The sequence below is a fragment of the Ramlibacter sp. genome, assembly GCF_035655895.1.
Lineage (GTDB): Bacteria > Pseudomonadota > Gammaproteobacteria > Burkholderiales > Burkholderiaceae_C > Ramlibacter.
The window spans coordinates 67,669-87,226 of sequence record NZ_DASRTN010000004.1 but is presented as its reverse complement, the minus strand read 5'-3'; the positions used below and the strand labels follow the sequence as shown (position 1 = coordinate 87,226).

General features: G+C 71.2%; 17 protein-coding genes. 13 read left to right on the top strand and 4 right to left on the bottom strand.

All coding sequences use genetic code 11. The features are described from left to right. The first annotated feature begins 61 nt into the window (after positions 1-61). A complete protein-coding gene (locus VFE82_RS02380; RefSeq protein ID WP_324998631.1) occupies positions 62-616 on the top strand; it encodes a diguanylate cyclase in 555 nt (184 codons plus the stop codon). Here the strand turns inward: VFE82_RS02380 and VFE82_RS02375 are convergent, their stop codons facing one another. Both VFE82_RS02375 and VFE82_RS02370 read right to left on the bottom strand, forming a co-directional pair. Beyond that, on the bottom strand, positions 617-1,339 hold the full coding sequence (locus tag VFE82_RS02375) for a hypothetical protein (RefSeq protein WP_324998630.1): 723 nt from the start codon (positions 1,337-1,339) through the stop codon (positions 617-619). Between the two features lie 80 nt (positions 1,340-1,419). Continuing rightward, complete coding sequence (locus VFE82_RS02370) at positions 1,420-2,571, bottom strand: metallophosphoesterase (protein ID WP_324998629.1); 1,152 nt, start codon at positions 2,569-2,571, stop codon at positions 1,420-1,422. Between the two features lie 93 nt (positions 2,572-2,664). On the opposite strand from VFE82_RS02370, the gene VFE82_RS02365 reads away from it, so the two are divergent. From VFE82_RS02365 to VFE82_RS02330, 8 genes are all read left to right on the top strand, one after another. Beyond that, a complete protein-coding gene (locus VFE82_RS02365; RefSeq protein ID WP_324998628.1) occupies positions 2,665-3,783 on the top strand; it encodes a Re/Si-specific NAD(P)(+) transhydrogenase subunit alpha in 1,119 nt (372 codons plus the stop codon). A gap of 1 nt (position 3,784) precedes the next feature. Further along, positions 3,785-4,105: an NAD(P) transhydrogenase subunit alpha gene (locus VFE82_RS02360; protein ID WP_324998627.1), complete on the top strand. Its 321-nt coding sequence runs from the start codon at positions 3,785-3,787 to the stop codon at positions 4,103-4,105. Further along, the gene (locus tag VFE82_RS02355) at positions 4,102-5,529 is read left to right on the top strand and encodes an NAD(P)(+) transhydrogenase (Re/Si-specific) subunit beta (RefSeq protein WP_324998626.1); all 1,428 of its coding nucleotides are present in this window, start codon (positions 4,102-4,104) and stop codon (positions 5,527-5,529) included. Before VFE82_RS02360 ends, VFE82_RS02355 begins: the two co-directional genes overlap by 4 nt. Positions 5,530-5,661: 132 nt before the next feature. Next, positions 5,662-7,353: a long-chain-fatty-acid--CoA ligase gene (locus VFE82_RS02350; protein WP_324998625.1), complete on the top strand. Its 1,692-nt coding sequence runs from the start codon at positions 5,662-5,664 to the stop codon at positions 7,351-7,353. Between the two features lie 82 nt (positions 7,354-7,435). After that, a complete protein-coding gene (locus VFE82_RS02345; RefSeq protein WP_324998624.1) occupies positions 7,436-8,128 on the top strand; it encodes a 5'-methylthioadenosine/adenosylhomocysteine nucleosidase in 693 nt (230 codons plus the stop codon). A gap of 123 nt (positions 8,129-8,251) precedes the next feature. Next, positions 8,252-9,508 (top strand): TolC family protein, encoded by a 1,257-nt coding sequence (locus tag VFE82_RS02340; RefSeq protein ID WP_324998623.1) that lies wholly within the window; start codon positions 8,252-8,254, stop codon positions 9,506-9,508. 15 nt (positions 9,509-9,523) lie between these two features. Further along, positions 9,524-10,750: an efflux RND transporter periplasmic adaptor subunit gene (locus tag VFE82_RS02335; RefSeq protein WP_324998622.1), complete on the top strand. Its 1,227-nt coding sequence runs from the start codon at positions 9,524-9,526 to the stop codon at positions 10,748-10,750. Beyond that, positions 10,747-13,851 carry a CusA/CzcA family heavy metal efflux RND transporter gene (locus tag VFE82_RS02330; protein WP_324998621.1) on the top strand — a complete coding sequence of 1,035 codons (3,105 nt, stop codon included), beginning with the start codon at positions 10,747-10,749 and terminating at the stop codon, positions 13,849-13,851. Before VFE82_RS02335 ends, VFE82_RS02330 begins: the two co-directional genes overlap by 4 nt. On the opposite strand, the gene VFE82_RS02325 is transcribed toward VFE82_RS02330, so the two are convergent. Together VFE82_RS02325 and VFE82_RS02320 are read right to left on the bottom strand one after the other, a co-directional pair. Beyond that, a complete protein-coding gene (locus tag VFE82_RS02325) occupies positions 13,840-14,466 on the bottom strand; it encodes a LysE family translocator (protein ID WP_324998620.1) in 627 nt (208 codons plus the stop codon). The genes VFE82_RS02330 and VFE82_RS02325 overlap by 12 nt on opposite strands. Positions 14,467-14,468: 2 nt before the next feature. Then, positions 14,469-15,209 carry an NIPSNAP family protein gene (locus tag VFE82_RS02320; RefSeq protein WP_324998619.1) on the bottom strand — a complete coding sequence of 247 codons (741 nt, stop codon included), beginning with the start codon at positions 15,207-15,209 and terminating at the stop codon, positions 14,469-14,471. A gap of 220 nt (positions 15,210-15,429) precedes the next feature. Here VFE82_RS02320 and VFE82_RS02315 point away from each other — a divergent pair, with 220 nt between their 5' ends. The 4 genes from VFE82_RS02315 to VFE82_RS02300 all read left to right on the top strand — a co-directional run bounded on the left by VFE82_RS02315 (position 15,430) and on the right by VFE82_RS02300 (position 19,552). Then, complete coding sequence (locus VFE82_RS02315; RefSeq protein WP_324998618.1) at positions 15,430-17,013, top strand: hypothetical protein; 1,584 nt, start codon at positions 15,430-15,432, stop codon at positions 17,011-17,013. 49 nt (positions 17,014-17,062) lie between these two features. Further along, positions 17,063-18,031 (top strand): helix-turn-helix transcriptional regulator, encoded by a 969-nt coding sequence (locus tag VFE82_RS02310; RefSeq protein WP_324998617.1) that lies wholly within the window; start codon positions 17,063-17,065, stop codon positions 18,029-18,031. A 62-nt stretch (positions 18,032-18,093) separates the two neighbouring features. Then, positions 18,094-18,462, top strand: a complete 369-nt coding sequence (locus VFE82_RS02305) for an S-adenosylmethionine decarboxylase (RefSeq protein ID WP_324998616.1) — start codon at positions 18,094-18,096, stop codon at positions 18,460-18,462. A 55-nt stretch (positions 18,463-18,517) separates the two neighbouring features. Beyond that, positions 18,518-19,552 carry an SPFH domain-containing protein gene (locus VFE82_RS02300; RefSeq protein WP_324998615.1) on the top strand — a complete coding sequence of 345 codons (1,035 nt, stop codon included), beginning with the start codon at positions 18,518-18,520 and terminating at the stop codon, positions 19,550-19,552. The last annotated feature ends 6 nt before the right edge of the window (positions 19,553-19,558 follow it).

Genomic DNA, 19,558 nt, shown 5'->3' with positions numbered 1-19,558 from the left:
CGCCGGAACGCGCCGTGGGCCGACGCCGGGCGCCCCGGCGCGGCGGCAGAATCCGCCCACCATGGCCGATGCGGCACGCCTGATCCTCGTGTACGCGGTGTTCCCCGTGTGGGTCGCCGTGGGCCTGGCCGACTGGGCCTGCCACAAGGCGACCTCGATCGCCACCACCAGCGGCCTGCGCGAGAACCTGCTGCACCAGCTGATGTTCGCGCAGGTGGGATGCGCCATCGTGGCGATGGCGCTGCTCGAGATCAACGCGGCGGTGCTGCTCATCGTGGCCAGCGCCTTCGTGCTGCACGAGCTCACGGTCTGGGCCGACCTGCGCTGGTCGCTGCCCCGGCGGCGCGTCACCGCGTTCGAGCAGATGGTGCACAGCTTCCAGGAGATCCTGCCGCTGCTCGCGCTGGCCCTGCTGGCCACGATGCGCTGGGACCAGGCCCTGGCGCTGCTGGGGCTGGGCGACGCACGCCCGGACTGGCGGCTGCGGTGGAAGGAGCAGCCGCTGCCGCCGCCGGTGCTGCTGGCCGGCTTCGCGGCGGCCGCCGTGTTCAATGCACTGCCGCTGGCCGAGGAAACCTGGTCCTGCCTGAAGGCGCGCACGGCGCGCCGGCCCTGATCAGGCGTCGTATTCCTCGGCGCCCTGCACCCAGATGAAGGACTGCACGTCGATCATGTCGCGTGCCCGGAAGCCCGGCCGTCGGTCGAGGTCGCGGCGGATGATGGCGCCAAAGGTCAGCAGGCCCTGGTAGACCGCCCAGGAGGGGTCGGGCTGGTAGCCGAAGTCGAAGCCGTAGGCGCGCGCGGCCTTGCGCGTCACGCGCGGCTTGAGGAACAGGTGGCGGTCGGGGCGGGCGATGAAGCCGAACACCGTGACCACCGGCCACGTGAGCAGCCGTGCCCGCGGCTGCGGCAGGTCGGCGACCGCCTGCACCCAGTCCTCGAACTTGCGTTGCGCCGACCCGCGCCCGTGCAGGAAGGCGTAGAGCTCGTGGGCGAAGAGGCGCGCCCCGGCGGGCGTCCTGAGCGCATCGCGCAGCGCCATCTTCTCGAAGGAGAACAGCAGGTTGGTGCGGGACTCGATCCGGATCGCGATGTCGGCGATCTGCCGGAACTCGCCACGCGCCAGCAGCTTGCGGAACTCGGCCGGCCCGAGTTCGGCCTGCCACTCCAGGTGCGCGCGTTCCTTGTAGGCCCGCTCGGCGATCAGGTAGGTCTCGTCCTGGAAGCCGTCCGGGTAGTAAAGCTCGAACTTGCGTCGCGCACGCGCGGCGCCGAGGTAGCAGACGCCATTGGCGCGGGCGCCCGTGAGGGGAGAGGAGAGAAATGCTGGGCGTGGCATCCGGGCAGTTTTCGATTTGCGCCCAGCTCATCCGCGTGGGACGCGGACCCGCGTCCTTGTAGGACTCCCACCAGCACAGCCTAGGCGGGAACCAGCCTCAACCGTGTGATCTCGGAGGGGGCGCCCAGCCGCTTGGGCGGGCCCCAGTAACCTGTTCCGCGGCTGACGTAGACCCAGAGCCGACCCATCCGGTGCAGCCCGGCCGTGAACGGCTGCTGGAAGCGCACGAAGAACACCCAGGGCAGGAACTGGCCGCCGTGCGTGTGGCCGGAAATCTGCAGGTCGAAGCCCGCCTGCTCCGCCGCTGTCGCGCTGCGCGGCTGGTGGGCCAGCAGCACGCGCGCCCCGGCATCGGGCGGCGCACCGGCGAGGGCCGCCGCGGGGTCGCTCTGGTGCGAGGCGTCGAAGTGGTGGGCGGTGAAATCCGGCACGCCGGCCAGCACCAGGCGGGCGCCCCCCTGCTCGATGACGACATGCTCGTTGAGCAGCACGCGGATGCCCAGCCGCCGCACCTCCGCCAGCCAGGGTCCGGCGCCGGCGTAGTACTCGTGGTTGCCGGTCACGAAGAAGGTGCCGTGGCGCGAGCGCAGGCCCGACAGCGGCGCCACGTGCGGGCCGAGCTCCGACACCGGACCGTCCACGATGTCGCCGGTGATCGCCACGGCATCGGCCTGCAGCTGGTTGACCCGGTCGACGATGCGCTGGATGTAGCGGCCCCGGATGGTCGGCCCGACGTGCAGGTCGGTGATCTGCGCGATGGTGAAGCCATGCAGCGCCTGCGGCAGGTTCGCGATCGGGATGTCGACGCGCTTGACCCGGGCAGTGCGCCGGGTGTTGAGCAGTCCGAGCAGGGTGAGCGCAAGCGCAAGGAGCGGCACGACCCGGGCGCTGAGGGCCGCCAGGGTCGACGGCCCGGTGTGCAGCAGCGCGGCGCCGGCCAGCAGCAGCTCCCGGCCGAGGGTGAGCACGAACAGCGAGGAGAACAGCCCCAGCGAGAACAGGCCGGCGACGGCCAGCCGGTCGGCCGCCGGCTGGCGCGCGAAGCGTCGGGCCATTAGACCCATCGGCACCAGCACGGCCGAGGCGAGCAGCCAGGTGCCCAGCGTCAGGCCCGCAGGCAGCGGCAGAAAGGGGATCAGCCGCAACCCGATGAGCAGGTGCAACACGGCGGACAGGACGAAGAGGCGCACGGAAGAAGGAGAGCGGCGGGCCGGGATCGGTTCCCCCGACATGGGGCCGGAGCACGCGATTTCCATTCGGGATCCGCTGAGTTCATGTAAGCTTCAAGTAACCATTCCAAATCGCGCCCAGCGAGGAGACAGCCCATGCAGATTGGTGTGCCTGCCGAAACCACGGCGGGCGAAACCCGTGTCGCCGTCACGCCCGAGACGGCCAAGAAGCTCACTGCGCAGGGGCACCAGGTGCGCGTCGCCTCGGCCGCGGGGCTGGCCGCCAGCGCCACCGATGCAGCGTATGTCGCGGCCGGCGCCGAGATCACCGACCAGGCCGGCGCGCTCGGGTGCGACCTGGTGCTCAAGGTGCGCGCCCCGCAGGAGAACGAGCTGGCCGCGATGAAGCCGGGGGCCGCGCTCGTGGGCATGCTCAATCCATTCGACACGCCGGGCCTGCAGCGGCTGGCGGCGGCGGGCCTCACGTCCTTCGCGCTCGAAGCCGCCCCGCGCACCACCCGCGCGCAGAGCATGGACGTGCTGTCCTCGCAAGCCAACATCGCGGGCTACAAGGCCGTGATGATCGCGGCCGACCGCTACCAGCGGTTCTTCCCGATGCTGATGACCGCTGCCGGGACCGTGAAGGCGGCCCGCGTCGTCATCCTGGGTGTCGGCGTCGCCGGGCTGCAGGCCATCGCGACGGCCAAGCGCCTGGGGGCCGTCATCGAGGCGTCGGACGTGCGGCCCTCGGTGAAGGAGCAGGTCGAATCGCTGGGCGCGAAGTTCATCGACGTGCCCTACGAGACGCAGGACGAGAAGGACGCGGCCGAGGGCGTCGGCGGCTACGCCCGTCCGATGCCCCAGAGCTGGCTCGACCGCCAGAAGGCCGAGGTCGCCAAGCGCGTCGCCCAGGCCGACATCGTGATCACCACGGCTCTGATCCCCGGCCGTGCGGCGCCGGTCCTGGTCACGCAGGAGATGGTGCAGTCGATGAAGCCGGGCTCGGTCATCGTCGACCTGGCGGCGCCCCAGGGCGGCAACTGCCCGCTGACCGAACCCGGGCGCACGGTGGTGAAGAACGGCGTGACGCTGGTCGGCGAGACCAACCTGCCGGCGCTGGTGGCGGCCGATGCCTCGGCGCTCTACGCGCGCAACGTGCTCGACTTCCTGAAGCTGGTCCTCGGCAAGGAAGGCCCGCTGCAGATCGATCCCGCGGACGACATCGTCGCGGCCTGCCTGATGACCCAGAACGGCGAAGTGAAGCGGAAGGCCTGACATGGAAGTCTCACACACCATCACCAACCTGATCATCTTCGTGCTGGCGATCTACGTCGGCTACCACGTGGTCTGGACCGTCACGCCCGCGCTGCACACGCCGCTGATGGCCGTGACCAATGCCATCTCGGCGATCGTGATCGTCGGCGCGATGCTGGCGGCGGCGCAGACCGAGACCTGGGCCGGCCGTTCGCTGGGCGTGCTGGCGGTGGCGCTGGCCGCGGTGAACATCTTCGGCGGCTTCCTGGTCACGCGCCGGATGCTGGAGATGTTCCGCAAGAAGGAGCGCAAGGCGGCGCCCACCAGGGAGGGCGGGCAATGAGCATGAATCTCGTCACGCTGCTGTACCTGGCGGCGTCGGTCTGCTTCATCCAGGCGCTCAAGGGCCTGTCGCACCCCACCACCTCGATCCGCGGCAACCTGTTCGGCATGGCCGGGATGGGCATCGCGGTGCTCACCACCGCCGCGCTGATCGTGGAGCTGTCGGGCGGCGCCGGCCGTGGCCTGGTGTGGGTCCTGATCGGCCTGGTGGTCGGCGGCGGCTACGGCGCCTACCGCGCCCGCACGGTCGAGATGACCAAGATGCCGGAGCTGGTGGCGTTCTTCCACAGCATGATCGGCCTGGCCGCGGTGTTCATCGCCGTGGCCGCCGTGCTGGAGCCGTCGGCGCTGCTGCAGAACCTGCCCAAGGGCGCCCCCATCCCGACCGGCAACCGGCTGGAGCTGTTCCTCGGGGCGGCCATCGGCGCGATCACCTTCAGCGGCTCGGTCATCGCCTTCGGCAAGCTCTCGGGCACCTACAAGTTCCGGCTGTTCAAGGGAGCGCCAGTGGTGTTCCCGGGCCAGCACCCGCTGAACCTGGTGCTGGGGCTGGTCACCGTTGCCCTGGGCCTGGTGTTCACGTTCACCGAGAACCACGCCGCCTTCTACGCGATGCTGGCCTTGGCCTTCGTCATGGGCGTGCTCATCATCATTCCGATCGGCGGCGCCGACATGCCGGTGGTGGTGTCGATGCTGAACTCGTATTCGGGCTGGGCCGCCGCGGGCATCGGCTTCTCGCTGAACAACAGCATGCTGATCATCGCCGGCTCGCTGGTGGGCAGCTCGGGCGCGATCCTGAGCTACATCATGTGCAAGGCGATGAACCGCTCGTTCTTCAACGTGATCCTGGGCGGCTTCGGCGGCGAGGCGGGCCAGGCCGCGGCCGGCGACTCGGTGCAACGCACCGTCAAGAGCGGCAGCGCCGACGACGCGGCCTTCGTGCTCTCGAACGCCGAGACCGTGGTCATCGTGCCGGGCTACGGCCTGGCCGTGGCGCGTGCCCAGCATGCGGTCAAGGAGCTCGCGCAGAAGCTCACCGAGAAGGGCGTCACGGTCAAGTACGCCATCCACCCGGTCGCCGGCCGCATGCCGGGCCACATGAACGTGCTGCTGGCCGAGGCCGAGGTGCCGTACGACCAGGTGTTCGAGATGGAGGACATCAACGGCGAGTTCGGCCAGGCCGACGTGGCCATCGTGCTGGGTGCCAACGACGTGGTGAACCCGGCGGCGCTGCAGAAGGGCAGCCCGATCTACGGCATGCCGATCCTGGAGGCCTACAAGGCCAAGACGGTGATCGTCAACAAGCGCTCGATGGCCGCCGGCTACGCCGGCCTGGACAACGAGCTGTTCTACATGGACAAGACCATGATGGTCTTCGGCGACGCCAAGAAGGTGGTCGAGGAGATGGTCAAGGCCGTCGAGTGAACCGGCCGCGGGCGCGAGGCCCGCGGCGGCGGCACATGAAGCACAGCGGCCAGCCGGTGGCGACAATCCTGGTGGCCGCACGACATTCGCATCGCAGACAGCACAGCTGACAAGACGAGGAGACCCATGGACATGAGCCAGCCCCCCAACACCGCCCGCCCCTGGCTGAGCGCCTACCCGCCCGGCGTGGCCACCGAGATCGACCCGTCGCAGTATGGCTCCCTGGCGCAGCTGATGGACGAGAGCTTCCGCAAGAACGCCTCGCGCACGGCCTACAGCTTCATGGGCAAGGACATCACCTACGGCCAGACCGACGCGCTGAGCCGGGCCTTCGCGACGTACCTGCAGGGCCTGGGCCTGGCCAAGGGCGAGCGGGTAGCGATCATGATGCCCAACGTGCCGCAGTACCCGGTGGCGGTGGCCGCCATCCTGCGCGCCGGGCTGGTGGTGGTGAACGTGAACCCGCTCTACACGGCCCGCGAGCTGGAGCACCAGCTGAAGGACTCGGGCGCCAAGGCCATCATCATCGTCGAGAACTTCGCCCACACGCTGCAGCAATGCATCGCGGCGACGCCGGTGCAGCACGTGGTGCTGGCCTCGATGGGCGACCAGCTGGGCCTGCTCAAGGGCGCGCTGGTGAACTACGTGGTGCGCAACATCAAGAAGATGGTGCCGCCCTTCCAGCTGCCCGGCGCCGTGCGCTTCAACGACGCCATCGCCAAAGGCGAGCGCGGCACGCTGCGCGCGGTCGACCTGCGGCCCGACGACGTGGCCGTGCTGCAGTACACCGGCGGCACCACCGGCGTGTCCAAGGGCGCCGTGCTGCTGCACCGCAACGTCATCGCCAACGTGCTGCAGTCCGAGACCTGGAACTCGCCGGTCATGGGCAAGGTACCGGCCAACGAGCAGCCCACCGGGGTGTGCGCGCTGCCGCTGTACCACATCTTCGCGTTCACGGTGGGCATGATGCTGAGCCTGCGCACGGGCGGCAAGCTGATCCTGATCCCGAATCCGCGCGACCTGGCCGGCACGCTCAAGGAGCTGTCGCGGCACACCTTCCACAGCTTCCCGGCGGTCAACACGCTGTTCAACGGACTGGCCAACCACCCGGACTTCCACAAGGTGAACTGGAGCAACCTGAAGGTCTCGGTCGGTGGCGGCATGGCGGTGCAGGGCGCCGTCGCCAAGCTGTGGCTGCAGAAGACCGGCTGCCCGATCTGCGAGGGCTATGGCCTGTCGGAGACCTCGCCGTCGGCCAGCTGCAACCCGGTGACCAGCACCGAATTCACCGGCACGATCGGTGTTCCGCTGCCGTCCACCGACATGAAGCTGCTGGACGACGAAGGCCGCGACGTGCCGGTCGGCCAGCCGGGCGAGATCGCCATCAAGGGCCCGCAGGTGATGGCCGGCTACTGGCAGCGGCCGGACGAGACGGCCAAGGTCATGACGCCCGACGGCTTCTTCAAGAGCGGCGACATCGGCGTGATGGACGAACGCGGATTCTTCCGCATCGTCGACCGCAAGAAGGACATGGTGCTGGTCTCCGGCTTCAACGTGTACCCGAACGAGGTCGAGGACGTGGTGGCGCAGCTCGAGGGCGTGCTCGAATGCGCGGTGGTCGGCGTGCCGGACGAGAAGACCGGCGAGGCCGTCAAGCTGGTCATCGTCAGGAAGGACCCGGCGCTCACCGAGGAGAAGGTGCGCGAGTTCTGCCACGACAACCTCACCGGCTACAAGCGGCCGCGGGTGATCGAGTTCCGCACCGACTTGCCCAAGACTCCCGTCGGCAAGATCCTGCGCCGGGAGCTGCGGGACCGCAGGTGAGGCTGCACTCGCGCCAACCTTCGAAAGGCGGCCCGGGCCGCCTTTTTCTCTGGCGCTGCCGCACGGCCGCCCCGGGTGTCGCATGACCCTGGCCATCGTCTCGGCGATGCACGAGGAACTGGCCGCCGTGCTGGCGCTGCTGCCGCACGAGAGCCGCCAGCAGGTGGCCGGCCGCGAGTTCTGGCGCGGCCGCCTCCACGGCCAGGAGGTGGTGGCCGTGCTCTCGCGCATCGGCAAGGTGGCGGCGGCCACGACCGCCACCCTCCTGGTCGAGCGCTTCGCCGCCGACCGCATTGTGTTCACCGGGGTGGCCGGCGGGCTGGGGCCGGGCGTCGAGGTCGGCCACGTGGTGGTGGCCGACGGCTTCCTGCAGCACGATCTGGACGCCTCGCCGCTGTTCCCGCGCCACGAGGTGCCGCTGTACGGCATCAGCCGTTTCCCGACCGATCCGGCGTTGACCGCCCGCCTGGCGGCCGCCGCCGCCCGCGCCCTGCCAGGAACGCCGGTCCACCGCGGCCTGGTGGTCAGCGGCGACCGCTTCGTCGCCACCGGTGCCGAGAGCCGGGCGCTGCAGGCCGCATTGCCCGACGCGCTCGCCGTGGAGATGGAAGGGGCCGCCATCGCCCAGGTCTGCCACGACTGCGGGGTCGCCTTCGCGGCGGTGCGCACCGTCTCCGACCGCGCCGACGATCAGGCGCATGTGGACTTCAGCCGTTTCGTGCGCGAGGTCGCCAGCCGGCATTCGGCCGCCATCGTGCGCGAACTCCTAGCCTGAAGGCCTGGGGCGCCGCGCTGCACTGAAGCCCTTCGACGCGCCGGTGCGGCGGCCGAGCCGTACGCGCTTGTACGCACCCGGAGGGTCAGCCGCAGGTCAGCCGGCCGCCGCGATAAACGGCGCATGAGAGTTCTGGGATTGGCGCTGGCGGCCTGCCTGTGGCTGCCGGCATCGGGCTGGGCGCAGGCCGCGCCGGCAGCGCCGACCGTCACGCTGGCCGAGGCGCTGCAGGCTGCCCGCGACAGCGTGGACGTGTCGCTCGCGCGCCGGACCCTGGCGGCGGCCCGGGCCGATGTCGTCGCAGCCGACCACGCACCCGCGCCGGTGCTCACCACCAAGGCCACGTCGATCGATCTGGAGAACGGCGTCGGCCCCGGCAACGCGCTGCGGGACAAGCGCATCGACAAGTCGGTGGGGCTGGACTGGACCTGGGAGCGCGGCAACAAGCGCGAGCTGCGCACGCGGGTGGCCGAGCGGACCGCCGAGGCGGCCCAGCTCGACGTCGCCGAGGTCGCGGTGCAGCAGCAGGTGCTGGTGGCGTCGGCCTTCTACGAGCTGCTGGCCGCGCAGGAGCGGGTGGGGCAGGTCGCGGCGATCGAGAAGAGCGCCGCCGACCTGACCGCCGCCGCGCAGCGCCGCCAGCGCGCGGGCGACATCTCGCAGCAGGAAAGCCTGCGCACCGAGATCGAGGCACGGCGCGCGCAGGCCGACCTGCGGGCCGCGCAGGCCGAGCGCGTCCGCGCGATGCTGGCGCTCGGGCAGCTGATCGGGCGTCGGGGCGAGTTCGAGGCCGAGGCCGCCTGGCCGCCGCTGACCGCCGAGGTGACCGCGGCGCCGGCGGATGTCGAGCAGCGTGCCGACCTCCAGGCCGCCCAGCAACGGGTGCTGGCCGCGCGCGCCGCCCTGGACCACGCACAGGCGCTGCGCCGCAACGACGTGACCGTCGGCACCTCCCTCGACCACTACCCCGGCACATCCCGCCGGCTGCTCGAACTGCGCCTGCAGGTGCCGCTGGCCGGCGTGTTCGGCACCTATGGGCAGGAAGGCGAGATCGACCGGGCCCGCGCCGCGCTCGAGCAGGCACAGGACCAGCTGGAGAAGACCCGGCGCGCGGCCCTGGCCGATGCCGGCCGGCTCGCCGAGGACCTGCGCGCCGCCGCCGATCGTGCCACCGCGTTCGACCGGGCGATCGTGCCGCGTGCGCGCCAGGTCGCGTCGATGGCCGAGCTGGCCTATTCCCGCGGCGCGCTGCCATTGGTCGACCTGGTGGACGCGCGGCGCACGCTGCGCAGCGTGCTCCTCGACGACATCGCCGCCCGTGCCGAGTACGCGCGCGCCCGCACCGCCTGGCAGCTGCGCCAGGCCCCTGCGACCCCCTGACCTCCTGGACCGACCGTGATCCGCCTTCCACTCTGCCTCCTGGCCGCCACGCTGGCGCTGGCCGCCTGCCGCCCTGCACCCGCCGAATCCGCCGCCGCCCCGGCCGCACCCGCCGCACCCGTGCTCGAAGGCCGTCAGCTGCGCTTCCCGCCCGGGCACCCCCAGCTGGCGCAGCTGCCCACGGTGGCCGCAGCGCCAGCCCGCAGCGTGCCGGTCGAGCTGCCGGCGCGCCTGGTGTGGAACGAGGACCGGACCCAGCGCCTGTTCCCCGCCTTCGCCGGGCGGGTGGTGCGCATCGGCGCCGACGTCGGCCAGCCGGTGCGCCGCGGGGCCGTGCTGGCGGAGCTGGCCTCGCCGGATTTCGGCATCGCCCAGGCCGACACCGCGAAGGCCCAGGTCGATGCGCGGCTGGCGCAGAAGACGCTGGCGCGGCAACGCGAGCTGTTCGAGGCCGGCGTCATCGCGCGCAAGGACCTCGAGCAGGCCGAGGCCGAGGCGGCGCGGTCGCAGGCCGACCTGCAGCGCGCCGAGGCCCGCACGCGCCTGTATGGCGGTGGCGCCGCGGCCGCCGTCGACCAGCGCCTGTCCCTCGTGGCGGGCATCGCCGGCGTGGTGGTGGAGCGCAACCTCACGCCCGGCCAGGAGCTGCGTCCCGAGCAGTCGGGGCCGGGCGTGCCGCCGCTGTTCGTGCTCAGCGACCCGACCTCGCTGTGGGTCCAGATCGACGCGCGCGAAACCGAGGCCGGCGTGCTGCAGCCGGGCGCCGCATTCGAGCTGGTCGTGCCGTCGTTGCCCGGCGAGAAGTTCCAGGGCCAGGTGCTCGCCGCCGCCGACGCCATCGACCCGAACACCCGCACCATCAAGATCCGCGGCCTGGTGGCCAATCCCGGACGCAAGCTGAAGGCCGAGATGCTGGCCACCGCGCGCATCGACCGCCCGGCCGGCGCCGGCGTGGTGGTGCCGGCGCAGGCCGTGACCCTGCGCGGCAGCCAGCACGCGGTCATGGTGCAGGTGCAGCCCGGCGTCTTCGAGCCGCGCGAGGTGGTCCTGGGCTGGCAGGGCCCGACCGAGGTCGTGGTGCGGCAGGGGCTCGCGCCGGGCGAGCAGGTGGTCAGCGACAACCTGCTGCTGCTCACGCGCCAGTACCGCACGTCGCAGGAGGACGTGCGGTCGGCGGCGACCGCCGGCGCCGGCCGTGCGGAGTCCACCGCGGCCGCGGACCGTGCGGCGACCGCCCGATGAAGCGCCTGATCCACTTCGCCCTGCACCAGCCCCTGTTCGTGGTGCTGGGCACGCTGCTGTTCGCGCTGGCGGGCATCGTGGCGTTCAGCAACCTGTCGGTGGAGGCGTTCCCCGACGTGACGGACACCCAGGTGACGGTGATCGCGCTCTATCCCGGGCGTGCCGCCGAGGAGGTCGAGAAACAGGTCACCCTGCCGATCGAGGTGGCGCTGTCGGGCCTGCCCAACGCGATCCGCGTGTTCTCCCACACCCAGTTCGGCCTGTCGTTCACCGTCGTCACCTACGACGACAAGGCCGACGTGATGGCCGTGCGCGCGCAGGTCAACGAGCGGCTGCGCGCGGTCGACCTGCCGCCCGGCGTCGAGGCCAACATCGCTCCCAACGCCACGCCCGTGGGCGAGATCATGCGGTACCGCGTCAGGGGGGATGGCCACGACACGACCGAGCTGCGCACGATCGAGGACTGGGTCGTCGAGCGCGCCCTGCGGCAGGTGCCCGGCGTGGCCGACGTGGTGGCGATGGGCGGCTTCATCAAGCAGTACGAGGTCCAGCCCGACCTGGACAAGCTGCGTGCCACGCGGCTGACCTTCCAGAACCTGCTCGATGCGCTCGGCCGCAGCAACTCGAACGCCGGCGGCAGCTACGTGGCGCAGGGCGCGCAGCAGTACGCGATCCGCGGCATCGGCCTGCTGCGCACGCCCGACGACATCGGCCGCATCGTGGTCGCCAGCCGCAACAGCACACCGATCCTGGTGCGCGACGTCGCCCAGGTGAAGGTCGGCGCCGTGCCGCGCCTGGGCACCGTGGGGCAGGACCTGGACGACGACGTCGTGACCGGCATCGTGGTCATGCGCAAGGGCGAGAACCCCAGCGTGGTGCTCAAGGCGGTGAAGGAGAAGATCGCCCAGCTGAACGAGCGGGCGCTGCCCAGGGGCGTGCAGGTGGTGCCGTACTACGACCGCACCTGGCTGATGGGCAAGACCCTGTCCACCGTGTTCCGCAATCTGGTCGAGGGGGCGCTGCTGGTGTCGCTGGTGCTCTACCTGTTCCTGGGGAACCTGCGCGCGAGCCTCGCGGTGGTGGTCGTGATCCCGCTGGCGCTGCTGGCCACCTTCCTCGGGTTGAAGGTGATGGGCGTGCCGGCCAACCTGCTGTCCCTGGGCGCCATGGACTTCGGCATCATCGTCGACGGCGCCGTGATCGTGATCGAAAACATCATGCACCGGCTGGCGCTGGCCCGGGAGGACATGAGTGAGCACGCGCGGCGCGATGCCATCGTCGAGGCCGCCAACGAGGTCGGGCGCCCGACGCTGTTCTCGATGCTGATCATCATCGCGGCCCACATCCCCATCTTCGCGCTGCAGCGCCACGAGGGCCGGATCTTCCAGCCGATGGCCCTGTCGGTCACGACCGCGCTGGTCGGCTCGCTGCTGTTCTCGCTGACGCTGGTGCCGCTGCTGGCCTACTGGATGCTGCGCCGCAAGCTGCCGCACCACGACAACCGCGTGGTGGCCGCCTGCAAGAGCGTCTACGAACCGCTGCTGGCCTGGGCGCTGGCGCGCCGCCGCACGGTCATCGTGATCGCGCTGGCCACCTTCGCGCTGGCCCTCGTGGCCGCCTCGCGCCTGGGCTCGGAGTTCCTGCCCGAACTGAACGAGGGCACGATCTGGGTCAACCTGCGGCTGCCCTCGAGCATCTCCAACGAGGAAGCCACGCGCGTGCTGCGCAACGTGCGCAAGGCGCTGCTGACCGTGCCGGAGGTGCGCACCGCGGTGTCCAAGGCGGGGCAGCCCGAGGACGGCACCGACCCCAAGACGATCAGCATGGCCGAGGTGTTCGTCGACATCAAGCCGGCCGAGGCCTGGCGGCCGGGGCTCACGCACGAGCAGCTGCTCGACCAGATGGAGCGGGCGGTGTCGGCCGTGCCGGGCATGCAGCCGACGTTGTCGCAGCCGATCCGCGACAACGTGCTGGAGTCGATCTCGCAGATCGACGGCCAGATCGTGATCAAGGTCGCCGGCGACGACCTGGTCGAGTTGCGCCGCGTCACCGAGTCGATCGAGCGCGAGATCCGCCAGGTCCAGGGCGTCTACCGCGCCGAGATCGACCGGCTGGGCGAGCTGCCGCAGCTGGTGATCGACATCGACCGTGACCGCGCGGCGCGGCTCGGCCTGAACGTGCAGGACGTGCAGGACGTGGTCGAGGCGGCGCTGGCCGGCAAGGCGGCCACCCAGATCTGGGAGGGCGAGCGGAAGTTCTCGGTCGCGGTGCGCCTGCCGGAGGACCGCCGGATGCTGGCCGCGCTGCCGCAGACCCTCATTCCCACGCCCGACGGCGGCTACGCCCAGCTGGGCGCGGTGGCTGAGATCCGGCAGATGGCCGGTGCGATGAACATCGCCCGCGAAAGCGGGCGGCGCACCATGGCCATCGGCATCTTCATCAAGGACCGCGATATGGGGTCGGTGGTCCGGGACATGCAGGCCCGGGTGAACGCCAACATCCGGCTGCCCGACAGCTACACCGTCTCGTGGTCGGGCGAGTTCGAGAACCAGGAGCGGGCGATGAAGCGGCTGTCGGTGGTGGTGCCGATCTCGCTCCTGCTGATCTTCGTGCTGCTGTTCGATGCCTTCAAGTCGGTGCAGCTGGCCACCCTGATCCTGGTCAACGTGCCACTGGCGCTGGTCGGCGGCTTCATCGCACTGTGGATCTTCGACATCCCGCTGTCGGTCTCGGCGGCGATCGGCTTCATCGCCTTGTCGGGCCAAGCCGTGCTGAATGGCGTGGTGATGCTGTCGGTGTTCCAGCAACTGCGTGCGCAGGGCGCCGACGTGCTCACCGCGGCCCGCGAGGGCTCGATGCAGCGGCTGCGCACGGTGCTGATGACGGCCATGCTCGCGGCGCTGGGCCTGCTGCCGATGGCGCTGTCGCACGACATCGGCTCGGAGACCCAGCGGCCGCTGGCCATCGTGGTGATCGGCGGGCTGATCACGGCGACGCTGCTGACCCTGGTCGTGCTGCCGGTGCTCTACGTCGCCTGGTTCGGGCGCCAGCGCCAGTCCCGGGCCGTGGCCGGGGCACGGCCGGCCGCCTCAGGCTCCTGACCAGGCCTGCCACAGGGTGGATGCCGCCATCGCCATCAGCAGCAGGCCGACGGCGCGGCCGATCGCCTGCTGGCTGGCCGGCGAGCGCAGCCAGCCGCGCCGGGACCAGTCGGCGCCGGCGGCCACGCTGCCGTAGATGACGCACTGGACTGCGGCGGTGATGGCGCCGAGCGCGAGCGCCCGGAGCGCCAGCGGCACGTCGCCCGGCCCGAGGAACTGCGGGAACACCGCGAACGTGAAGAGATAGGCCTTGGGGTTGAGCAGGCAGGTGGCCAGTGCGCGCAGGAACGTCGCGCGCCACGAACGCGCAGTGTCGCCCGGCGTCGCCGAGAGCACCGCGGGCGTGCGCCACAGCTGCCAGCCGATCCAGCCGACGTACAGAGCGCCGGCGGTGAGCAGCGCGGTGGACGCCGCCGGGAACTGCTGCAGGACGAGGCCCACCCCGACTGTCGCCAGCGCAGCATGGGCCACCCCGCCGGCCATGAGGCCGGCCACCGCGGCGAAGCCGGCACGCCGGCCACCGACCAGGGCGCTGGACAGGACGAACGCCATGTCCATGCCGGGCACGGCGATGATCCCCGCCACCAGCAAGGCGTAGAGCCAGAGCGCTTCCATGCTCAGCTCCCCAGCGACGAACGTGTCGTCGGGGCCAACCGCAGCCGTTGCACCGGCCCGGCGATCCACCGGGAGGGCACCCCGGCCCAGGGATCCGCGCCGGGCGGCGGTGCGGCGTCGAACAGCGCCACGCCCACCAGCACGTGGGTGTCGGCCCGCACCGGCAGCCGGGGAAAGGTGTTGGGGGCCGACTCGCTCACGTACCAGCCGCTGGCGCGCGCGCCAAGGCTGGCCAGATGCCGGCCGGCCGCGTCGCGCACGGCCAGCAGCAGGGCCTCGGGCGCCGGGCCCTGCAGCGGGAACACCGCGATCCGCACCCGGCCCGGTGCCACGCGGCCGGTGTCGACCGCCGCGAGCGGGGCCCGCGGGCCGCCCGGCGGCAGACCGCTGCCGGTCCACGCGGGGCGCAGCAGCAGCACGTCGTCCGAGTCCACCATGGTGGCATTCGCCGCGTCGCGGTGGGCGGCCCAGACCGGGCCGTCGTAGAACGCATGCAGCGCGTCGCGGCGGCCGTCCATGTCGCGGAAGCCGCGCAGCCAGACGAAGCGGTCCGGCGCGTCCTCGTCGCGGAACTGGCCGAGCACCTGCATGCCGGCCGCTTCCTGCGGCTCGACGAATTCGCGCTCGAACAGGGCGATCAGGCGCTCGCGCTGGCCCGGGTGCAGCGTGTACTGGCGCAGCTCGACGACACCCGGCGCGGTGGCTGGGGCTGGGCGGGCGTGGAGCGGGTGGTCGGCTGGCATGGTGGTCTCCTGAAATGGGAGGCCGAGTCTGTGGGGCAATTCCTGACAGGGCATGGCAGGTTTGCGCCGCCCGCTACGACCTCCATCACCACCACCTCCACAACCGTCATGGCACGAGAACTATTGCGCGGCTGCGGCGGCTTCGCCGACGGCCCGGCGGGATCGCGTGGAGGCGGCGGCAACCTCGCCGAGAATGCAGAGCCATTGCCCGTTGGACAGCATGAACACGCCCGAGATCGCTCCCATCCAGACCAAGCAGGCCGGCGCCGGCAACGAGCCGGCCATCGTCACGTTCGCCGTCAATGACCCCGAGGTGCTCCTGGCGTTGTCCGAGTACCCGGAGGGCCCGGCACGCACGAACTTCCTCGTCACCGCGCTGAAGGTGGGCGTGCTGTCCCTGAAGGCCGCGCGCGGCACCCTGGACAGCGACACGGTCCGCCGGGAGAGCGACCGGCTGGTGGAGATGCTGGCCGGCCGCCTCAACGAGTGGGGCGGCAAGTTCCGGGAGAAGGTGGCGGGTTCGCTCTCGCACTACTTCGATCCGCAGCAGGGGGTCTTCGTGGAGCGGGTCGACCGCCTCACCAAGGCCGACGGCGACCTGGCCAGCGTGGTGCGTCTGCAGGTGCGGGACGCCGAGCAGAGCCTGTCCAAGGTGTTCGAGCAGTTCGTGGGCGAGAACAGCCAGTTGCTCAAGGTCCTGGACCCCTCCGGCGACAACCAGCTCGTGGCCACGCTGCAGCGCACGCTCGCCGACGTCGTGCAGGCGCAGAACGCCCAGATCGCCAACCAGTTCTCGCTGGACAACAAGGAGGGCGCGCTGGTGCGCTTCCTGGGGGAGCTGACGGCCAAGCACGGCGACCTGAACAAGGCGCTGTCGCGCGACATGGAGGCGGTGGTCGCCGAGTTCAGCCTCGACAAGCCGGACTCGGCGCTCTCCCGCCTGGTCGGCCGCGTCGAGACCGCCCAGCGCAGCCTCACCAGCGAACTGTCGCTGGACAACGAGAACTCCGCGATCCGCCGCATGTACAAGCTGCTGCAGGAGCACCAGGCGACGATGCTGGAGAACCAGCAGCGGCTGGCCTCGACGCTGGATGCGGCCGTGCAGGCGCTGCAGGCCCGCCGGGACGAAGCGGCCAAGAGCACGCGCCACGGGCTCGCGTTCGAAGCGGCCCTGGGCGATCACCTGCGCAGCCTGGCGATGGCTGCCGGCGACCTGGTGCAGGACACCGGCGCCACGACCGGCCTCATTCCCAACTGCAAGGTCGGCGACCACGTCATCACCATCGGCCCGGAAAAGGTGGCGGCGGGTGCCCGGATCGTCGTGGAGGCCAAGGAAAGCGCCTCCTACGACCTGGGCAAGACCATCGAGGAGGCGGACGTCGCGCGTCGCAACCGCAGCGCCGGCGTGTGCGTCTTCGTCCACTCCACCAAGACGGCCGGGCCCAGCATCCCCGCGTTCGCCCGCTATGGGCACGACATCGTGGTGCGGTGGGACGCCGAGGACGCGACCGGCGACGCCTGGCTCCAGGCCGCGCTGATGGTGGCCACGGCGCTGTCCGTGAAGGCGGTCGTGCACGGCAAGCAGGACGCCGCCAGCTTCGCCAAGGTGGACAAGGCGATCGAGCGGATCCGCAAGCACATCGAGGGCTTCGAGGAGATCAGCACGACGGCCAACACGGTCTGCCGTTCGGCCGAGAAGATCCTCAAGCGCGCCAAGTTGATGGAGGACGGGCTCTCGGAGCAGGTGGTCGCGATCGCCGAGGAGTTCCTCAAGCTCAAGGAGAGTGCGCAGGACGGCGACTGACCCGGCGCGCCACGGACGGCGGTGGCGCAGGGCACCTACACTGCGCCGCATGCGTGCGAGCCGCCTGCTCTCCATCCAGATGCTGCTGCAGACCCGCGGCCGCATGACGGCGCAGGCGCTGTCCGAGGCGCTCGAGGTGTCCGAGCGGACGCTGTACCGCGACATCGACGAACTCACCGCCGCCGGCGTGCCGGTGTACGCCGAGCGCGGCCGCTCCGGCGGCTTCCAGCTGCTGCCCGGATGGAAGACCACGCTGACGGGCCTCACGCCGGCGGAGGCCGAAGCGGTGTTCCTCAGCGGACTGGCCGGGCCGGCGCGCGAGCTGGGCCTGGGTGGCGACGTGGAACGCGCGCAGCTGAAGCTGCTGGCGGCGCTTCCCGAGCAGTGGCGCGAACGCGCACGCCGGCTCAGTTCGCGGCTGCACCTCGACCCGGTCGACTGGTACCGCGAGGCCGACGACCTGCCGCAACTGCAGGCCGTGTCGGCGGCGGTGCTCGAGGAGCGGCCGCTCGAGATGGTGTACGAGAGCTGGACGCGCACCGTGCGCCAGGTCGTGCATCCGCTCGGCCTGGTCCTGAAGTCGGGGACCTGGTACCTGGTGGCCGGCCGCGAGCAGAAGGTGCGCACCTTCCGCGTGGCAGCCATCGTCGAGCCGCGCGTGCTCGAGGGACGCGCGTGGCGGCCGCGCCGCTTCGACCTGGCGGAGCACTGGCGCGACGCGGTCCGCCGCTTCGAGCGCGAACTGCACACCGGGCAGGCCGAGGTCGCCGCCACGGCCCGCGGGCTGGCGGCGCTGCGCGCCCTGGGGGCGGCGCAGGCGCGGGCCCTGCGCGGGACGCCGCTGCCGGCCGAGGACACGCGCGTGCGGGTGCGGGTGCCCACCGAATCACCGGAGCAGGCGGCCGGCCAGCTGCTGCGCCTGGCCGACGAGGTCGAGGTGCTGGGGCCGCCACGACTGCTGGAGGCGATCCGCCAGCGGCTGGCGCGCGCCTGCGCGGTCTACGGAGTGCCGGCCTGACGTTCTCCGGCCCGCGTCCGGGCGGCCTTCGCTGCCTCGGCCGCGGGCGGTAAAGTCGCGCCATGCAAGGGCTGCACCTGATGGCCGATCTGCGCGACTGCCGTTGCGACCCGGTCTGGCTCACCGATGCCGACCGCCTGGGCGCCTGGTGCGAAGAGGCGGTGCTGCGCGTCGGCCTGCATCCGGTCGGGCGGCTGTTCCACGCCTTCCCCGCGACGGGCCAGGGCCCCGGCGGGGTGACGGCCACCGTGCTGCTGGCCGAGTCGCACCTGTGCCTTCACACCTGGCCCGAGCTGCAGGCGGTCACCGCCGACGTCTACGTCTGCAACTTCGGGTCCGACCACTCGGACCAGGCGCGCGCCTTGATGGACGCGATCGTGGCCCTGTTCGCCCCCGAGGCCGTCGCCCTCCATCCGGTGCGGCGCGGCTGACTGCCGCCCCGGTGGCCACGGGTATCATCGCCCGACCCTGCAAGGAGGATCCGCCATGGCCCTGATGGACTTCATCAGAAAGCAATTCATCGACGTCCTGCAATGGACGGAGAGCGACGACGGCACGCTGGCGTGGCGCTTCCCCATGGAGGACATGGAGATCCAGTACGGCGCCTCGCTCACCGTGCGCGAGTCGCAGATGGCGGTGTTCGTCAACGAGGGCAAGGTGGCCGACGTGTTCGGCCCCGGGATGTACAAGCTGACCACGCAGACCATCCCGGTGCTCACGTACCTGCGCAACTGGGACAAGCTGTTCCAGTCGCCGTTCAAGAGCGACCTGTACTTCTTCAGCACCCGCCAGCAGGTCGACCAGCGCTGGGGCACGCCGCAGCCGATCACGATCCGGGACCAGGACTTCGGCGCGGTGCGCCTGCGCGCCTTCGGGAACTACAGCTACCGCGTGGCCGACCCGCGCCTGTTCCACACCGAGATCTCGGGCACGCGCGATGCCTACACGGTGGCCGACCTGGACGGGCAGCTGCGCGGGCTGATCCTGCAGCACATCTCCAACGCCATCGCGGCCAGCGGCAAGCCGTTCCTGGACCTCGCCGCCAGCCAGGTGGCCTTTGCGCAGGCACTGACCACCGAGCTGGCGCCCGCGTTCGCCGCGATCGGGCTGAAGCTGGACCTGATGACGGTGCAGAACGTGTCGCTGCCGGAGGAGCTGCAGAAGATCCTCGACCAGCGCATCGGCATGGGCATGGTGGGCAACGACATGGGCCGCTTCGTGCAGTACCAGACGGGGCAGGCAATCCCCGAGCTCGCCAAGGGCGCCGGCGGCGGCGGCAGCGTTGCCGGCGATGCGATCGGGCTGGGAGCGGGCGTCGCGCTGGGGCAGGTGCTCGCGCAGAACCTGCAGCAGGGGCTGCAGGGCACCGGGAGCGCGCCGCAGCCGCAACCGGCCGCCGGCGTGCGCCCTGACGAGGTGATGGCGACGCTGGAGAAGCTGGGCGAGCTCAAGGCCAAGGGCATCCTCACGCAGGAGGAGTTCGACGCCAAGAAGGCCGAACTGCTCAAGAAGCTCGTCTGAACCAGC

Coding starts and splice junctions, on each gene's coding strand:
- VFE82_RS02380 (WP_324998631.1), top strand. CDS start 62: ATGGCCGATGCGGCACGCCTGATCCTCGTGTACGCGGTGTTCCCCGTG.
- VFE82_RS02375 (WP_324998630.1), bottom strand. CDS start 1,339: ATGCCACGCCCAGCATTTCTCTCCTCTCCCCTCACGGGCGCCCGCGCC.
- VFE82_RS02370 (WP_324998629.1), bottom strand. CDS start 2,571: ATGTCGGGGGAACCGATCCCGGCCCGCCGCTCTCCTTCTTCCGTGCGC.
- VFE82_RS02365 (WP_324998628.1), top strand. CDS start 2,665: ATGCAGATTGGTGTGCCTGCCGAAACCACGGCGGGCGAAACCCGTGTC.
- VFE82_RS02360 (WP_324998627.1), top strand. CDS start 3,785: ATGGAAGTCTCACACACCATCACCAACCTGATCATCTTCGTGCTGGCG.
- VFE82_RS02355 (WP_324998626.1), top strand. CDS start 4,102: ATGAGCATGAATCTCGTCACGCTGCTGTACCTGGCGGCGTCGGTCTGC.
- VFE82_RS02350 (WP_324998625.1), top strand. CDS start 5,662: ATGAGCCAGCCCCCCAACACCGCCCGCCCCTGGCTGAGCGCCTACCCG.
- VFE82_RS02345 (WP_324998624.1), top strand. CDS start 7,436: ATGACCCTGGCCATCGTCTCGGCGATGCACGAGGAACTGGCCGCCGTG.
- VFE82_RS02340 (WP_324998623.1), top strand. CDS start 8,252: ATGAGAGTTCTGGGATTGGCGCTGGCGGCCTGCCTGTGGCTGCCGGCA.
- VFE82_RS02330 (WP_324998621.1), top strand. CDS start 10,747: ATGAAGCGCCTGATCCACTTCGCCCTGCACCAGCCCCTGTTCGTGGTG.
- VFE82_RS02325 (WP_324998620.1), bottom strand. CDS start 14,466: ATGGAAGCGCTCTGGCTCTACGCCTTGCTGGTGGCGGGGATCATCGCC.
- VFE82_RS02320 (WP_324998619.1), bottom strand. CDS start 15,209: ATGCCAGCCGACCACCCGCTCCACGCCCGCCCAGCCCCAGCCACCGCG.
- VFE82_RS02315 (WP_324998618.1), top strand. CDS start 15,430: ATGAACACGCCCGAGATCGCTCCCATCCAGACCAAGCAGGCCGGCGCC.
- VFE82_RS02310 (WP_324998617.1), top strand. CDS start 17,063: ATGCGTGCGAGCCGCCTGCTCTCCATCCAGATGCTGCTGCAGACCCGC.
- VFE82_RS02305 (WP_324998616.1), top strand. CDS start 18,094: ATGCAAGGGCTGCACCTGATGGCCGATCTGCGCGACTGCCGTTGCGAC.
- VFE82_RS02300 (WP_324998615.1), top strand. CDS start 18,518: ATGGCCCTGATGGACTTCATCAGAAAGCAATTCATCGACGTCCTGCAA.